A 15,140-nucleotide genomic window follows, 5' to 3' on the forward strand; every position below is an offset into this window, starting at 1 on the left:
TAAATAAAATTTTATAAATGATTGAAAATCAATTATTTGCGGTTATCGGGTGATATGAACCATTAAAACTGATATATCCGACGGTGAAACACCCGAAATGCGTGACGCCTGACCTAAAGTGCGTGGTTTTATACGCATCAATTTTTCGCGTGCCTCTTTAGATAACGAAACCAGTTGCTGGTAATCAAACTCTGCGTTTATTTCTTTATCCTCCATTTTTTTCATTTTAGAGACGATCTCCATTTCCTTTTCAAAATAACTCTCGTATTTGATTTTTATTTCAGCTTGCTCAATTGTTTCTTTATCATATTTTGAAAGCAAGTCTTTCAGGTTATCGTCGGCTCTTGTTAAGTCGTTAATAGATACCTGGGGCCTGCTCACTAATGCAAACAATTTTGCATTTTGTTGAATAGGGGTGGTACCCAATTCTTCCAGCAAGGAGTTTACGCTAGCAGGATCAATAGGCCTGGCTTTTGTATACGCTACTATGTCGTCGGAGTTTTTTATTTTTTGATTAACCTTTGCCAGGCGCTCGTCGCTTATTAATCCTAATTCATGTCCGATTGGGGTTAACCGGATGTCGGCATTATCCTGCCTTAACAGTAAGCGATGTTCTGCCCTTGAAGTGAACATGCGGTATGGCTCCTCGGTGCCCTTAGTTACCAGGTCGTCAATTAAAACACCGATATAAGATTCTGAGCGCTTCATGATCAGCTCATGTTTATCATGAATTTTCTGGTGCGCATTGATGCCGGCAATAAACCCTTGCGATGCCGCTTCTTCATACCCAGTGGTTCCGTTTATCTGCCCGGCGAAGTAAAGGTTACTTACTAATTTAGTTTCTAAAGTCAAGCCTAATTGTGTAGGTGGAAAGTAGTCGTACTCTATCGCATAACCCGGACGGAACATTTTGGCGTTTTCAAAGCCGGGAATCTGTGTTAGGGCTTTGTATTGAACGTCCTCGGGCAAGGAGGTAGAGAACCCATTTACATAGATCTCGACCGTATTCAAACCCTCGGGCTCCACAAATATCTGGTGACGGTCGCGTTCAGCAAAGCGGTTAATTTTATCTTCAATTGAAGGACAATAGCGTGGGCCAAGACCTTTAATTCTGCCTGTAAACATTGGGGATTTTTCAAAGCCTTCCTTCAATGTTTCGTGCACTTTTGTATTGGTGTACGTTATCCAGCAACATCGTTGTTCTTTTATTTGCTCAACTTCTGTGTAAGAAAACCGTCCTCTTTCTTCGTCACCCCACTGTTCTTCCATAACAGCATAATTAAGGCTGCGGCCATCTATGCGTGGCGGGGTGCCTGTTTTCATACGGCCAGAATCAAAGCCAAGAGAGAGCAGTTGTTCGGTTAGGCCGGTAGCTGCTTTCTCTCCTGTGCGTCCGCCGCCGAATTTCTTTTCGCCGATATGAATCACACCATTTAGAAAAGTCCCGTTGGTTAATACTACCGCGCTGCATTCAATTTCTACACCTAAGGAGGTCTTTACACCAGCAACAGTATTGTTTTTTACTATTACTTCATTAACGGTGTCTTGCCAAAAGTCCACGTTGGGTGTTCTTTCCAGAGCCAGGCGCCATTCTTCAGCAAATCGCATCCGGTCGCTCTGGGCACGCGGGCTCCACATAGCTGGTCCTTTTGATAGGTTCAGCATGCGAAACTGGATTGATGATTTATCAGTTATAATGCCGGAATAGCCACCCATAGCATCTATTTCGCGCACTATTTGACCCTTCGCCACGCCGCCCATTGCCGGATTACAGCTCATTTGGGCAATAACACCCATGTTCATGGTAATTAATAATACCGATGACCCCAGGTTTGCCGCTGCTGCGGCTGCTTCGCAACCAGCGTGGCCCGCCCCTACTACTACTACGTCGTATTTCTTAAACATGTATTCCTCCATGTTCCACGTGGAACATTTTTTTGACGACTAACGTTCCACGTGAATATTGTCGTTTTTTTTAGTGGTGTTCCACGTGGAACACTCTTAATTTAACCTTCGTTAAGCTCAGTTAAGGCTATCCAACGAATTGTTTTTTCATCTAATAAGCTGGTTAGGATAGAAATTTTTGCATTAATCTCCAAAACCGCGGCGTTGTCAATGCCGGAATATAAACGCTCATTTAGCTGTTTTATTTCCGCTTCAAGCTTTGCTATTTCAATATTTAACGCATCCAGTTCTTTTTGCTCCTTAAAACGTAATTTGTTTTTTGGTGTACTGGCTGGCGCTGGTGCGGGTTTTGCATCGTCCTTTTTGTTTTGCTGCTTTTCTTCCTCAAGATCCAAGCGGTATGAAGAATAATTGCCGTTATAAATTCTGACACGGCCTTTCTCCTCCATTATAAACAACTGGTCGGTTAGCTTATCCAGCAAATACCTGTCGTGCGATACCAGCATTAAAACACCGGGATAGTTAGTTAAAAATTCTTCTAATACATTTAGTGTATCTATGTCAAGATCATTAGTGGGCTCATCCAGGATCAAAAAGTTAGGGTTTTTCATGAGGATGTGCATTAACTGCAATCTTTTCTTTTCTCCCCCGCTCAATTTAGATATAAAGCCGTACTGTTTTACAGGCGGGAAAAGGAATAATGTAAGCAATGCCGACGCTGAAATGGTTTTACCATCAGCCATGGTAATAAACTCGGCCACGTTTTTAACTATATCAATAACGCGTTCATCCTCCTTAAACTGTATGCCAGATTGGTGAAAATAACCCATAACGGTTGTTTCGCCCTTCTCAATATGGCCGCTATCGGGTTGAAGTGAACCGGTAATGGTATTAAGCAAGGTAGACTTTCCGCTTCCGTTTTTACCGGCAAGCCCTATCCTGTCTCCTTTTTTAAAAACGTAATTAAAATGATCGATATAAGTGTTGCCATTAAAAGCTTTGCTTATATCGTGTATCTCCATTATTTTATTGCCCTGCCTTGCTGTTTTAACACTTAATTCCACATTTACCTTTGGCCCGGCATTTTTTGTTTTGGCATCAAGATCATAAAAGGCGTCTATACGTGCTTTGGATTTTGTTCCCCGCGCCTGCGGCTGTCTGCGCATCCATTCTAACTCTTTCTTTAATAGGTTGGAGTTTTTTTGGAATGTGGCTTCATCTGAAGCGTCACGCTCAGCCTTTCTTTCCAGATAATATGCATAGTTGCCGTTATAAGGAACAAATTTGCCTTTATCTATCTCTAATATCTCGTTACATACGTTATCCAAAAAGTATCTGTCGTGCGTAACCATTAAAATGGTTTTATTCCCCTCGGTAAGTAGTTTCTCTAACCATTCTATTGTATCAATGTCCAAATGGTTGGTTGGCTCATCCAAAACATACAATTCGGGGTCCTCAATTAACAACCTTGCTAATGCCAGTCGCTTTTTCTGTCCGCCGGAAAGAGTATCTATCTTCTGATTAAGGTGGTGGATGTCCAATCTCCCTAAAATTGTTTTTATCTTGTATTCATACTCCCATGCATCTGTCTCGCTAAGCTCTTCCATTACTTTTTCCAGAGCTTTGGCATTATCCGGATCGTTCTCCAATAGCTCTTCATACTTTCGTATAGCTTGCTGCTGCACATTATCAGCATGAAAAATATAATCGCTAATGGTAACGGCGTTTTTAAAGCCCGGGTCCTGTTCCAGGTAACCCATGCGCAGATCGCGGCTTTGTACAACCTTCCCTTCTGTAGGTTGCAGTATACCGGCTAATAATTTCAACAATGTAGATTTGCCTGCACCGTTTATGCCAACCAAGGCCACCCGCCTTCCGCGGTTAATGCCAATGGTTTGGTTTTTAAACAGCCAGTTATCATGAAAGGAGTGGCCGATGTTTTCGGCAGATATATAAGTACTCACGCGCGTTTTTTAATTCTATCGGTTGTATATACTGATACGCCCTTTTTGTCTTTTAATGATTGATTAAACATTGCATTTGCAACCGTAGCGGCATCAATGCTTTGATACTTTTTTAAACCACCTATCAAAAGTGGGTTTATTATCGCCATAACAACAGTAGCAATTCGCTCACCCATTCGCCGTTTTCTCTTCCGTCCGGTTAAAAGCGAAGGCTCATATATTTGCAGGCTTCTTAAGCCAACTTCTTTAAGATCGCGCTCCGCCTCGCCCTTTGTTTTCAAATAAAAATTAGACGACGATGGATCGGCGCCAATGGCTGACACAAAATGAAAGTCGGGCACGCCGTTTTTACAAGCAGCCCTGGCCAGATCAACAGGATAATCATGATCTATTTTATGATAATCATCCCGGTTAGGTGTTTGTTTTTGCGTAGTACCTAAGCAACAAAATAGCACATCTCCACTAATAAGCGACTGGTAGGTATCGGGCTTGTCAAAGTCTATTATCTCTTGTACAAGCTGTGGATGTTTTTTTTGAAGGCGCTTTCTTGCCAAGCTTATAACGCGGTCGTATTCTCTGCTGTCAAGCAAAATATCGAGTAGTTTGCTGCCAATAAGTCCGCTTGCGCCGATTATAATCGCTCTTTTTCCCATTGATGGTAATTAGTTGGCAAAAATAAGCATTATAAATTTATGGAATGAATATTGTGTGTTTAAACACATAAAAGGAGGAACATGAAAACAATTTTTTATCCCGCCAATGAGCGCGGCACAAGCGATCATGGATGGCTTAAGGCAAATTTCTCATTCAGCTTTGCATCTTATTATCATCCGGATAAGATACATTTTGGCGCATTGCGCGTATTAAATGATGATATTATAGCCGGAGGCATGGGTTTTGGGAGCCACCCACACGATAATATGGAGATCATCACCATACCTCTGTCAGGCGCTTTAGAACATAAAGACAGCATGGGAAACAAAGGCGTTATACACGCCGGCGAAGTACAGGTAATGTCTGCCGGTACCGGCGTAAAGCACTCTGAGTTTAATCACTCAAAAACAGAGGCGGCCAACACACTGCAGATCTGGCTGTTTCCGCGCGACAGAAACGTTGAGCCAAGATATGATCAGAAGGATTTTAAAACTTCGTTTAAGCAAAATCAACTCACAACGCTGATATCACCAGATAAAAACGCGGAAGCTCTTTGGATAAACCAGGACGCAACTTTCGCTATGGGAAGTTTTGATGCCGGGCAGCAAATAGACTATAATATTACGCGCCCCGAAAACGGTGCATATATATTCGTTTTAGAGGGTGCCGTTAAAATAAACGATCAGGTACTAAGCAAAAGGGATGCTATTGGGATTTATGATGTCAGTTCAATTGTTATTGATACTCAGGAAAATACCCGACTTCTTATTATAGACGTACCAATGTTATAAAGAAAAAAGCCCCGGCAAATAAATCGCCGGGGCTTTTTTCTTTAAGTTAGATTAAGATTATATTTTAGATGTAATAGCCGGATCTAAAGGCTTAGTAGCAGAGCGATAGCGGTCTATAAGTTTACCGTTCTCATCCAATAAAAACTTTTCGAAGTTCCATTTAATTTCGCCGGTAAAGTCTGGATTTTCGGCTTCTGTAAGGTACTTAAACAGAGGTGCAATGTCTGTACCCTTAACACTGATCTTTTCTGTTATGGTAAATTTAACATTATGGCTTGCAGTACATGCTTTTATATCAGCAACGGTACCGGGCTCCTGGTTAGCAAAATTATTTGCCGGGAAACCAATTACAACCAGCTTGTCTTTGTATAACTCAGACAGTTTTTGCAGATCAGCATATTGTGGAGTATAACCGCATTTTGATGCAGTATTAACAATAAGAATTTTTTTGCCTTTGTATTTAGCTAACGAAAAATCATCGCCATCAAGGGTTTTTAATTTAAAATCGTAAACCGAGGCCGGTGCAGCCAGTAAAACGAATGCTAACAGGAATCCTAAAAATTTCATTTCAGTAATATTTAAAGTGATTGATTATAAACGGGTTATTTGTTGTAAAATTAGTTATTTATGAGGCGCTTAGCCAAATAATAGTCTTCTTTTTGTGTCATTTTTTTCTTGTCGGCAGCGGCTTTGTCTTTATATCCTAACAAATGTAATGCGCCATGTATTATAACACGGTGAAGTTCATCTACTTCTGATACAGAAAACTTTTCAGCGTTTTCCTTTATCCGGGGTATCGAAATAAAAATATCGCCGGTTATCACACCTTCTTCCTCAGAATTATCAAACGTAATAATATCTGTATAAGAGTCGTGATCAAGATACTGCTGATTCATTTTCAATAAGTATTCATCCGAACATAGCACATAAGTAAGCTCATCCAGCCGGAAACCCTCCTCAACAATAGAAGCCTTTATCCACTGCTTTAGCTTTATTTTATTTTTGAGCGTATAGGCTATATCTTCCTCAAAAAAATTTATAACCGGCATTATATCTTAAATAGCAGTTCCACCTCGTTGCCCTTGGCATTAAACACACACTGATCCGCCAGGTGCTTCACAATAAACACACCCCTGCCGGCAAGATTCTCCAGGTTTTCTGGTGCTGTAGGGTCGGCTACATTAAGATAGTCAAATCCTTCACCCTCGTCGGTAACCGTCCATATTGACCTTCTGCCGTCAACTTCCGCGTTAATTATAACTTTCTTCTCCGCGTCTAATTTATTACCGTGCACTATAGCATTGGTAGCAACTTCGTTAAGGCAGGTCATCATATTTGCAAACGTATCTTCGCTTATGTGGTACCTGTCCGCTATTTCCTCCACCAGATTCTCTAACTGTGTTATGCTCTCTAGCTTTGACGGAAGTTGTAGCGTATACAATTCTGTTGGCTGAGTTTCGGCTTGCATATTAGTTAATGTTAAGTTGGTCAAAATAAGTCTTTATTTTTTTCTTATAATATAAGTTAAGCGCCGGCGGAACTGTTCTGATCTGTTCTGTCTGCTTTTCCTTAACCTGTTGATAGTCCTGCAGTGCTTTTATATAACCCGGAGGCATGTCCTTGCCTGCATGGCCTTCGCGTTGTTGTTCCTGCTCCTGCTCTTGAGCGGCCTTTTCGGCCTCTAACATACGAATATGTATTTGCTCTTGTCTTTTTAAAGCGTCCTCTGTTATTCTTCTGTTTACGATATCGTTCTCAGATTGTTCCATTTGTTGCGACATTTTATCCAGATCTTTTATTCCGGTACCGCCGTCGCGTCTGTCTTCGCTGTTTAAACGCTGCATCTCTTGCCTTATCATCTGCTGTTCACGCGCCATTCGGGCCAATTGTTCGCTCATGCCGCGCTGCTGTTGGCTTTGGCCCTTATTTTGGCCCTGCTGCTGTTGTTGCTGCATTTGCTCGCGTGCGCGCTGCATATTTTGATTAAGCTGCTGTTGTTGCTTGCTCAATTGCTGCATTTGCTGGCTCTTTGACTTTTTAGGCTTACCACCTGATTTTTGCTCGTTCATCTTAGCCTGCATGTTGTTAAGCGCATCGCTAAGCATCAGTGCAAGGTTGTTCATTGATGTCATGGCATACTGCTGGTTGCGGTTAGCCTCTGCCGTACGTCTTTCGCCAAGGCTCTCCAAAGCCTGGTCTATCCTGTCATTTATAGCTGATATTTCGCGGTTCACCGTAGCCTCTATCTGAGGGACGCGTTTACTTATGGCGTATAAGCTGTCTTCGGCGGTTTTAAGGTTATCTTTTATGGTTTTTTGCGTTTGGGCCAATGTTACATAGTTTGGATCCATCTGACTGGTGTTTTTCAGCGCCTCCATTGTCTTTTCCTGACGGAAGGAACTGTTTACCAAGCTTTTCAACAACTCACGCAGTTGTTTTATGTTAATGCTGTTTTCTTCCTCTTCTTCCTCTTCCTGCTGCTGCTGCATTTTCTGAGCCATCTGTTTCATTTGCTTGGCAGCATCCTGCTGAGATTGAGAAGCTTTTGGCCGGTTGTTTTTTGACAATTGCTGTTTGCTTTGCTCCATCTTATCCTCAATGCTTTCCTGCTCGTTTTTAGGGTTTTCAAAATCCTGACGGCTTTGCATTTTTTCTGCTTCCTTGGCCAGGTCCTCTAAAGACTTCTTTATATCCTTAAATTCTTCGTTCAGTTTTTCCTGTTTTTTCTGCTCTTGTGCGCTTTTTTGTTCTTCAGCGCTTTTTTCCTCGTTTTGTTGCTGGCCCTGTTGTTGCTGATCTTTATTTTGCTGATCCTGGCCCTGTTGACCCTGTTGCTGCTCGCCGTTCTTTTGTAATTGGTCAGCTTGTTTTTGGGCCTCCTGTATCGCTTTTTTCAGATCTTCTGTTGCCTGTTTCTGCGCATCCTGCTGGGCCTTTTTATCCTGACCCTGCTGTGGCTCATTTTGCTTTTGCACGTCTGCAGCTTCTTTTTGGGCGTCTTGTATCGCTTTCTTCAATTGCTCTGTGGCCTGTTTCTGCGCATCCTGCTTCTGTCCATCCTGTTTTTGTGCATCTTGCTGCGCCTTTTGTTCCTGGCCTTGCTGCTGCTTTTGCAGCTCTGCTGCCTGCTTTTGTGCGTCCTGCAACGCTTTTTTAACCTGATCTAAATCCTGCTGTGCTTTTTGCTCCTGGCTTTGCTGCTGATTCTTTTGCAACTCAGCGGCCTCTTTTTGTGCCTCTTGCAACGCCTTTTTCAATTGCTCGGCCGCTTGTTTCTGCGCATCCGCATTGGCTTTTTGGTCTTTGTTCTGTTGATCTTTATTTTCAGCGCCCACAGGCTTTTTGGTCTCATCAGCCAATTTCTCCTGCTTCTCGGCCAACTCGGTCAGCTTGTTAATATTTTGATTTACTTTTTGGTCAAACGCCATTTTCTTGTACAGTTCTTCTAAACGACCAAACTCGCGTTTAAGCGACTTGTTGTCCATCTGCATTTTTTGCAGCTGATCGCGGGTGCCCTCTTTTTGGTTATTGCGTGCCAACTGTTGTAGTTTATCCAGTAACTCACGTGTTTTAGGGTCCAACGCATCATTAAGCAACTTCTCAACCTGTTTTTGTTCGTCGGCCAATTGCTGATTTTGCTGTTGATTTTCGCGCCTGTTAAACATGTTCTTTCTGTTATCGGCCTGAATTTGCTTTACAAGATCATCTAACTCGCGCCTTTTTTCCATCAGGGCGTCCAGTTGTTTTTGCTCATCAAATGAGATGGAGTTTTTACTTAATAAAAGCTCATTCAGTTTTTGCGACTCCCGTTCAATTTCGGCGGCAAGCTTAGCGGCCTGCTGGATGTTTTTTCTAACCTGCTCTGTGCCTTTGTTGAGCTCATTCTCCAACTCTTTTGCATCAGGAACATTTATACTTTTTTCGGGCGATTGAACTTTTTTAGGTCCGCTTACACCATCATTGTCTGCAACCTCAAAAAAGTAGGTGACCTGGTCGCCGGGCCTAACCCCCAGATCCTTCAAACTCCAATAGTAGAAAAAGTCGGAGATGTTGACACTTAAATCGGCTTTAACCGGTTTTACAAACGATTTCTCGTTGGCCTTGCCGCCACCAGGGTTTATTTTATAATGAAAAGTAAGGTTAGAAAACCCGTGGTCGTCTTGTATTTTACCGGTAAAGTAAAAGGCATTCATACTAACAGAATCGGGGCGCTCGGCTACATCAATGGCCGGGGCCTCGTCGGCAATAGCGTTGATACGGTAAGCGGCAGAATCTGTAGTAGTAACAACCGGATTAACGGGACTCAATTTATAAATGGTATTCGTCAAGATGCGTTCGCTGTGGCTAAACAGGTTAACTTCTGATGGTTGCAGCATTTGTTGCTTATTGCCCATATTAAAAGCAATGCCGGTAGCGTTTTGGGTATGGAATTTCCAGGTTACTGTTGTTCCGGCAGGTACAATAATATCGCCTGCGTTAGCCAATGTTTCTGATGGTTTATGTAGGTAAGCCGGATAGTTAAGCATCACATCAAAATGCAAAAGCGCAGGGCGCGGATTAACCTTTATTTCGTACGGAATGGAACTGAAGCCGTTTCCTGACAATCTGAATTTGATGCTCTCTTGCACATTGCTAAACTGGTATTTAAAACGGCTCACACTTTCCTTATCCAGTTTAAAGGTGTTGTTGGCCATTTCTATATAAACATCCGCCGGAAATTTATCCCCCTCTAATTTAAGTTCAAGGTCAAGATCGTCCCCCTGTACTACTGAAAGTGTGCGGTTAAGCACCACAAATTTAAACGGTGATACAGGTGCAAAATATTCGTTGTGTCGTAAAATCCGTTTCGTGCTTTCTGTTAACATAGATGGTGCTGCAAAGGCAAGCACTATAATTACACCCGCAGGTGCAAGCACCCATTTTAAGTAACGGCGGTTTTCGCCAAGGTTAATTGCCGAAGGAAAGCGGATTGGGCGCAGATTTTCTATTTTTTGATCAATGCTGGCTTGTATAAGGTCCTGGTGGCCTACGTCAGATGCGGATTGTTTTTTTAACTGTAGCGTGTTTAGTAGTTTGTCATTAACATCATTAAAGTGCTTTCCTATTATGTCGGCAGCTTGATCATGGGTTAAGGTTTTTCCTAATTTAAGCCAGGCCATAAGCGGCGGAACAACCAGCCATGCAATCAGAACAAGGTTAAGTAAAATAAAGCCATAAAATAATACACTGCGGAAAAGCGAATCAAAATTGCCGAAATACTCCGTTAGGGTTATAACGATATAGGCCGAAAACAAGCCGGCGCCCAGAAATATCAACCCCCTTAAAAGGCTATTAAGGTAATACCTTTTTATAAAGGTATTGATCTTATCTATCAGCAGTTCATAATTTCCGTGGCTATTCATATCGCAAACAATTAAATGTTTAAACTAAACCCTATACATAATTTGTTATGTAACAGACGCTTGATAACAAGGGTAAGCTAAATTATTAATTAATATTAACAATTTAATATGATAACTAAACAATTAGCTACCGTATTACCAATATTTTTACAATTATTAATTGTAAAAACGACACCTGAAAACTTGTTAGTACTTAACAAGAAATACCGCACTGTATAAAAACAAAGCCCCCCGAAACCGGAGAGCTTTGTCGCTTTTAATAGGGTAGATAGAATAGCTTTTATAGGTAGATGTATATATGGATCAGGCGGCTTGTTGTTGTAATACCGGCTGGTTGTTGCGTTGGTTGTTTTTAGCCCTGAAAGCTTTTAAGTCTTCCATTAAAAGTTGTTTTAATTCGTTATCAAAACGTACAAGTAATTTGCTGGTTGCAGGTTTGTTATAAGTTTTCATGGGTTGATGCTTTATTAGGTTAAATTATATTGCTACTAGGCAACTGATAATTGTTCGGTACGGATGGCCCTCATAAATACATTACGTGCGCCTTTTACTGATCTCAGATCGTTCATCAGTATTGCTTTCAATTCGTTATCAAAGCGTGCTACTAATTTGCTGATGGCTGGTTTTCTGTTTTTCATAATCTATAGTTTAAATGTCTTCGTTCTTTGTTTCTTCTGTTTGTGGCTCCTCGGTTGAAAGATTATCCTTTCTGCGTTTGGCCTCTTTAAACTGACGTATCAGTTGCTCTTTATCCCGGTCGTCCGAGGTCTTTTCAGGAGCCTGAGGGTTTTCCCACTCTTTTTCGCCGGTACCCGGAGTTTTTACTTTAACTACCATTATTAGTTTATTAAGTAATTTGATTTTTCTATTTCCAATAAAGTGCCAGACTTTTCTAAACGCGATAAAAATGTAATAGAAAACATACCCAGCAGCGATTTGCCGTTATCAATGGCTTGAAAATCAAACAATTGCCAATGGATTGCAAACGAAGACAATAGCAGCAGCTTGTATATTAAAGCAGAAGAAACGTGTTTGCAACAGTACTCACTACTGTACAGTTGGCGTATCTGGCTGTAGTGTTTCCTGATTATTAAGATGTAATACCAGCGTTATTGCCGATAGTATTATGCCCATTAAACATACGCCGGTCCATTGGTACTTATACCACAGCTGCGTTCCTAAAAAGGTGCCAATGGCGCCACCGCTAAAGTAGGTTACCATGTATACCGTATTAATACGATTACGTGCAGCCGGGTTGTTTGCGAATATTATAGTTTGATTACACAAATGTGTTCCCTGCAGGCCCATGTCCATTAAAATAACCCCCGCTATCATCCCAACTATACTATAGCCCGAGAAATAGTAGATCACGAACGACAGTAGTAATGCAGCAATGGTAAATGTGGCTATCTTATATGGGTTAGTTTTATCAGCCAACCGCCCTATGTTGCTAACCGCAAGCGCACCAAAAGCGCCGGCTAATCCAAACAGGCCGGCAATATCACTCCCTAATCCAAAATTTGCTTTTAGCAGAAATGCAATGGTGCTCCAAAACGCGCTAAAACAAGCAAAGCAGGATGCACCCCTTAAGGCGGCAAGTCGTAAATGCCTGTTCTCTTTTATTAAACCTACAATTGAAAGCATTAAACTTTTGTATGTTCCTTTGTAGGTAGGCTGCACTTCCGGAAGCAACCAATAAACCAGTATCCACATAACCAGCATCAGGCCCGCGGCAACAAAGAATACGCAGCGCCAGCCCCAATGTGCCGCTATAAAACCGCTTAACGTGCGCGAAAGCAATATGCCTATTAACAACCCGGTTTGAACGAATCCAATTTTTCGGCCGCGCTCATGCGCTTTGGCCAAATGCGCCGCCATGGGAATTAGTAACTGCGGTATTATAGACGATACGCCGATAAAAAAGCTGGCTAATAATAACGCGTTAATATCGCTCGCAAATGCGGCAAGCAACAACGCTATAATAATAAAGCCGAAATCAATTATCATCATGCGTTTGCGCTTAAGCATATCCGCCATGGGCACAATAAAAAACATCCCCAGTGCGTAACCGGCCTGCGTAAACATAGCAACCTGACCGGCTTTGGCGCTTGTAACACCAAACGTGTGCGATATATCATCCAATAAAGGCTGGTTGTAATAAATATTGGCAATTACCAGGCCCGTGGTAATAGTTATAGCCCATAAAGTAAATGGCGTTAGGAGCGATTCTTCTGTTTCTGTTGATCCGGTCATCAATTAAAGGGCAAATATGCAATTACGGTAATTCGGCATATAGCACAAAAGTAAATTTTTATGAAAAAACACGACAAAAAAACTTACTAACCGAAAAAATAAAAAAAATTAGCCAATGGTGGAAGCAAAAATCTTCAAAAAAATATGCTGAAAGGACTTAAAAAGTACTAAAAATGGGCAGAAGTAATCAGAAAACAATAAAATTTCGGTGAAAACCAGGTGTTTTTGGCGCGGAAGATACCCAAAAATATTTTTTTGTTTATTTGCTGACTAAAATGTGGAAAAACAACCCGGAGGGCATAAAAATTTAACAAATTCTTAACGTTTTATGTTATGTTTTGCGAATGTGATAGGTCGTGACACTGTTTTGACAAAAAAATTATAAAAAAATATTTGCACATATTAAAACATAGTGTTACCTTTACACCATACAACAACGAGATAGTTAGAGCCGAAAGGCTAACACATAAAGAGTCTTCTCATAATTTAGGTTTATAATTGGTTTAGTAAAGGTCCCTGCCCATCAGGGGCCTTACTTGTTTTATAGGTTTTTTGACCGCTGCCAGAATCTGGTAAACCACGCATTTCTACCACCAAAAAATTCAGGGTTAATTTGATAACATCACGGCCAAAACGGGAAACGAAAAACCCCAGGTAGCTTTCTACGCTATCCTCCGACCAAAATCCGGGATATAAAACGATTAAACGTGTCTCAGAGTGTGACTTGTCGTGAAATGGGTTGACAAAAAAGGTCAACCATGAGCAAAAATAGAAACAAGCAAGAGATTATAGCAGAATATTTGTTAGGAGACACAAGTACACGTAAATTAGCCATGAAGTATGGCTATGGCCGTGTTACCATATCAAGATGGGTTATGGCATATCAAAGACAAACAAAGAACCACCCTTTAAAGTATTCCAAAGCTATTTTGGAATCAAAGGAAATGCCGGTTACTGTAGAGGAGCTACAGGAAGCCTTGCGCTTAAGCCAGCTTAAGGTTGAGCTGCTGGAAGCGATGATCGATATCTCGGATGAACAGTTTGGTACCGATATCCGAAAAAAAGCTGGAGCCAGGCAGTCATGAGAATAGAGCAAAGCAGCGGGCGTAGTTTATTGCTGCTATGTTTACTGTCTGGCCACAGCCGTCAGGCTTATTACAAACAACGTTCACAAGCGGAAAAGGAGCCATTACAAGAAGATCTCATTGTTCAGCAGGTGCTCAAACACCGCCGGTTGCAGCCTCGCATAGGTGGCCGTAAACTGTATTTTTTAATCAAAGGTTTTATTGTTAATCGGGGAATAAAGATGGGCATGGATGCCTTTTTTAAGCTGCTGGGCAAATATGAGCTGCTCAATAAACGCCGCAGACATAAAGTACGCACAACCAATTCTAGCCATTGGATGAAAAAACATCCCAACCTGATCAAAGATGTCACTCTCACCGCTTCCGACCAGGTATGGGTGAGCGATATAACCTATATGGCATTACAGCATAAAGATGCTTTCCTGAGTTTAGTAACTGATGCATACAGCCGTAAGATAGTTGGGTTTCATTTAAGCAATAGCCTGTCAGCCGAAGGGACAGTAAAGGCGCTTAAAATGGCTATTGCAGGGCGCAGGGAACTACCCGGGCTTATCCATCATTCGGACCGGGGCGGACAATATTGCTGTAATGACTATGTAAGTGAACTCACCCGCCGTCAGATCAGCATCAGTATGACCCAAAGCGGTGACCCAAGGGATAATGCTATAGCTGAAAGAGTGAATGGAATACTCAAGATGGAATTACTTGAACCGGTATATCAGGATTTACAAACCGCCAGAGAAGCCGTTGAGAAGGCGGTAAACACTTATAATTACCTTCGTCCGCACAGCAGCATATCTATGTTAGCGCCTGCACTGGTTCATGGCAGGGATATTCCGGTAAAACGACGCTGGAAAAACTATTACAGAACTGCCAGAGAGAACAGGCAGGATGTAGTTATCAACAAAACAGAATCATCTTTGAAAAAGAAAAAAAGAAGCAAAAAAAGAAAAACGCATCAGGATGTGAACAACGCTGCGCGTTCCCCACATCCTGACACGACAAACAAACAAGCAATTAATTAACTTTATTAAAAATCACTGTCAACCTTTTTTGTGACAAGTCAGAGTGTGTATCGTCCTGAAA

Annotated in this window: 14 protein-coding genes; 3 read left to right on the forward strand and 11 right to left on the reverse strand. The window is 41.7% G+C overall.

What is annotated here, in order from left to right:
• Positions 1–42: 42 nt before the first annotated feature.
• The 3 genes from mnmG to ACVW2L_RS18110 form a co-directional block, all read right to left on the reverse strand.
• Positions 43–1,905, reverse strand: coding sequence for a tRNA uridine-5-carboxymethylaminomethyl(34) synthesis enzyme MnmG (gene mnmG / locus ACVW2L_RS18100; protein WP_457129358.1), 1,863 nt, complete (start codon positions 1,903–1,905; stop codon positions 43–45).
• A 101-nt stretch (positions 1,906–2,006) separates the two neighbouring features.
• Positions 2,007–3,869 (reverse strand): ABC-F family ATP-binding cassette domain-containing protein, encoded by a 1,863-nt coding sequence (locus tag ACVW2L_RS18105; RefSeq protein WP_457129359.1) that lies wholly within the window; start codon positions 3,867–3,869, stop codon positions 2,007–2,009.
• Complete coding sequence (locus ACVW2L_RS18110; RefSeq protein ID WP_457129360.1) at positions 3,866–4,522, reverse strand: NAD(P)H-binding protein; 657 nt, start codon at positions 4,520–4,522, stop codon at positions 3,866–3,868. Before ACVW2L_RS18110 ends, ACVW2L_RS18105 begins: the two co-directional genes overlap by 4 nt.
• Positions 4,523–4,603: 81 nt before the next feature.
• Here ACVW2L_RS18110 and ACVW2L_RS18115 point away from each other — a divergent pair, with 81 nt between their 5' ends.
• The gene (locus tag ACVW2L_RS18115; RefSeq protein ID WP_457129361.1) at positions 4,604–5,314 is read left to right on the forward strand and encodes a pirin family protein; all 711 of its coding nucleotides are present in this window, start codon (positions 4,604–4,606) and stop codon (positions 5,312–5,314) included.
• A gap of 57 nt (positions 5,315–5,371) precedes the next feature.
• Here the strand turns inward: ACVW2L_RS18115 and ACVW2L_RS18120 are convergent, their stop codons facing one another.
• From ACVW2L_RS18120 to ACVW2L_RS18155, 8 genes are all read right to left on the reverse strand, one after another.
• Entirely contained in the window at positions 5,372–5,881 is a 510-nt protein-coding gene (locus ACVW2L_RS18120) for a glutathione peroxidase (RefSeq protein ID WP_457129362.1), read from the reverse strand.
• Between the two features lie 50 nt (positions 5,882–5,931).
• On the reverse strand, positions 5,932–6,363 hold the full coding sequence (gene ybeY, locus ACVW2L_RS18125) for an rRNA maturation RNase YbeY (protein ID WP_457129363.1): 432 nt from the start codon (positions 6,361–6,363) through the stop codon (positions 5,932–5,934).
• Entirely contained in the window at positions 6,363–6,782 is a 420-nt protein-coding gene (locus ACVW2L_RS18130) for an ATP-binding protein (protein ID WP_457129364.1), read from the reverse strand. Before ACVW2L_RS18130 ends, ybeY begins: the two co-directional genes overlap by 1 nt.
• A gap of 1 nt (position 6,783) precedes the next feature.
• Positions 6,784–10,716 (reverse strand): DUF4175 family protein, encoded by a 3,933-nt coding sequence (locus ACVW2L_RS18135; RefSeq protein ID WP_457129365.1) that lies wholly within the window; start codon positions 10,714–10,716, stop codon positions 6,784–6,786.
• 303 nt (positions 10,717–11,019) lie between these two features.
• A complete protein-coding gene (locus ACVW2L_RS18140) occupies positions 11,020–11,169 on the reverse strand; it encodes a hypothetical protein (RefSeq protein WP_457129366.1) in 150 nt (49 codons plus the stop codon).
• Positions 11,170–11,204: 35 nt separating this feature from the next.
• Positions 11,205–11,354 carry a hypothetical protein gene (locus tag ACVW2L_RS18145; RefSeq protein WP_457129367.1) on the reverse strand — a complete coding sequence of 50 codons (150 nt, stop codon included), beginning with the start codon at positions 11,352–11,354 and terminating at the stop codon, positions 11,205–11,207.
• A gap of 10 nt (positions 11,355–11,364) precedes the next feature.
• Positions 11,365–11,553 carry a hypothetical protein gene (locus ACVW2L_RS18150; RefSeq protein WP_457129368.1) on the reverse strand — a complete coding sequence of 63 codons (189 nt, stop codon included), beginning with the start codon at positions 11,551–11,553 and terminating at the stop codon, positions 11,365–11,367.
• 210 nt (positions 11,554–11,763) lie between these two features.
• Positions 11,764–12,969: an MFS transporter gene (locus ACVW2L_RS18155; protein WP_457129369.1), complete on the reverse strand. Its 1,206-nt coding sequence runs from the start codon at positions 12,967–12,969 to the stop codon at positions 11,764–11,766.
• A gap of 758 nt (positions 12,970–13,727) precedes the next feature.
• Here ACVW2L_RS18155 and ACVW2L_RS18160 point away from each other — a divergent pair.
• Complete coding sequence (locus ACVW2L_RS18160; protein ID WP_457127556.1) at positions 13,728–14,054, forward strand: hypothetical protein; 327 nt, start codon at positions 13,728–13,730, stop codon at positions 14,052–14,054.
• Positions 14,051–15,079 carry an IS3 family transposase gene (locus ACVW2L_RS18165; protein ID WP_457127555.1) on the forward strand — a complete coding sequence of 343 codons (1,029 nt, stop codon included), beginning with the start codon at positions 14,051–14,053 and terminating at the stop codon, positions 15,077–15,079. Before ACVW2L_RS18160 ends, ACVW2L_RS18165 begins: the two co-directional genes overlap by 4 nt.
• Positions 15,080–15,140 lie beyond the last annotated feature (61 nt).

The organism is Mucilaginibacter sp. HD30 (assembly GCF_054061755.1).

Bases quoted from the DNA above. Each gene is read 5' to 3' on its own strand.
- mnmG (WP_457129358.1), bottom strand. From the start codon at position 1,905: ATGTTTAAGAAATACGACGTAGTAGTAGTAGGGGCGGGCCACGCTGGT.
- ACVW2L_RS18110 (WP_457129360.1), bottom strand. From the start codon at position 4,522: ATGGGAAAAAGAGCGATTATAATCGGCGCAAGCGGACTTATTGGCAGC.
- ACVW2L_RS18115 (WP_457129361.1), top strand. From the start codon at position 4,604: ATGAAAACAATTTTTTATCCCGCCAATGAGCGCGGCACAAGCGATCAT.
- ACVW2L_RS18120 (WP_457129362.1), bottom strand. From the start codon at position 5,881: ATGAAATTTTTAGGATTCCTGTTAGCATTCGTTTTACTGGCTGCACCG.
- ybeY (WP_457129363.1), bottom strand. From the start codon at position 6,363: ATGCCGGTTATAAATTTTTTTGAGGAAGATATAGCCTATACGCTCAAA.
- ACVW2L_RS18130 (WP_457129364.1), bottom strand. From the start codon at position 6,782: ATGCAAGCCGAAACTCAGCCAACAGAATTGTATACGCTACAACTTCCG.
- ACVW2L_RS18135 (WP_457129365.1), bottom strand. From the start codon at position 10,716: ATGAATAGCCACGGAAATTATGAACTGCTGATAGATAAGATCAATACC.
- ACVW2L_RS18140 (WP_457129366.1), bottom strand. From the start codon at position 11,169: ATGAAAACTTATAACAAACCTGCAACCAGCAAATTACTTGTACGTTTT.
- ACVW2L_RS18145 (WP_457129367.1), bottom strand. From the start codon at position 11,354: ATGAAAAACAGAAAACCAGCCATCAGCAAATTAGTAGCACGCTTTGAT.
- ACVW2L_RS18150 (WP_457129368.1), bottom strand. From the start codon at position 11,553: ATGGTAGTTAAAGTAAAAACTCCGGGTACCGGCGAAAAAGAGTGGGAA.
- ACVW2L_RS18155 (WP_457129369.1), bottom strand. From the start codon at position 12,969: ATGACCGGATCAACAGAAACAGAAGAATCGCTCCTAACGCCATTTACT.
- ACVW2L_RS18160 (WP_457127556.1), top strand. From the start codon at position 13,728: ATGAGCAAAAATAGAAACAAGCAAGAGATTATAGCAGAATATTTGTTA.
- ACVW2L_RS18165 (WP_457127555.1), top strand. From the start codon at position 14,051: ATGAGAATAGAGCAAAGCAGCGGGCGTAGTTTATTGCTGCTATGTTTA.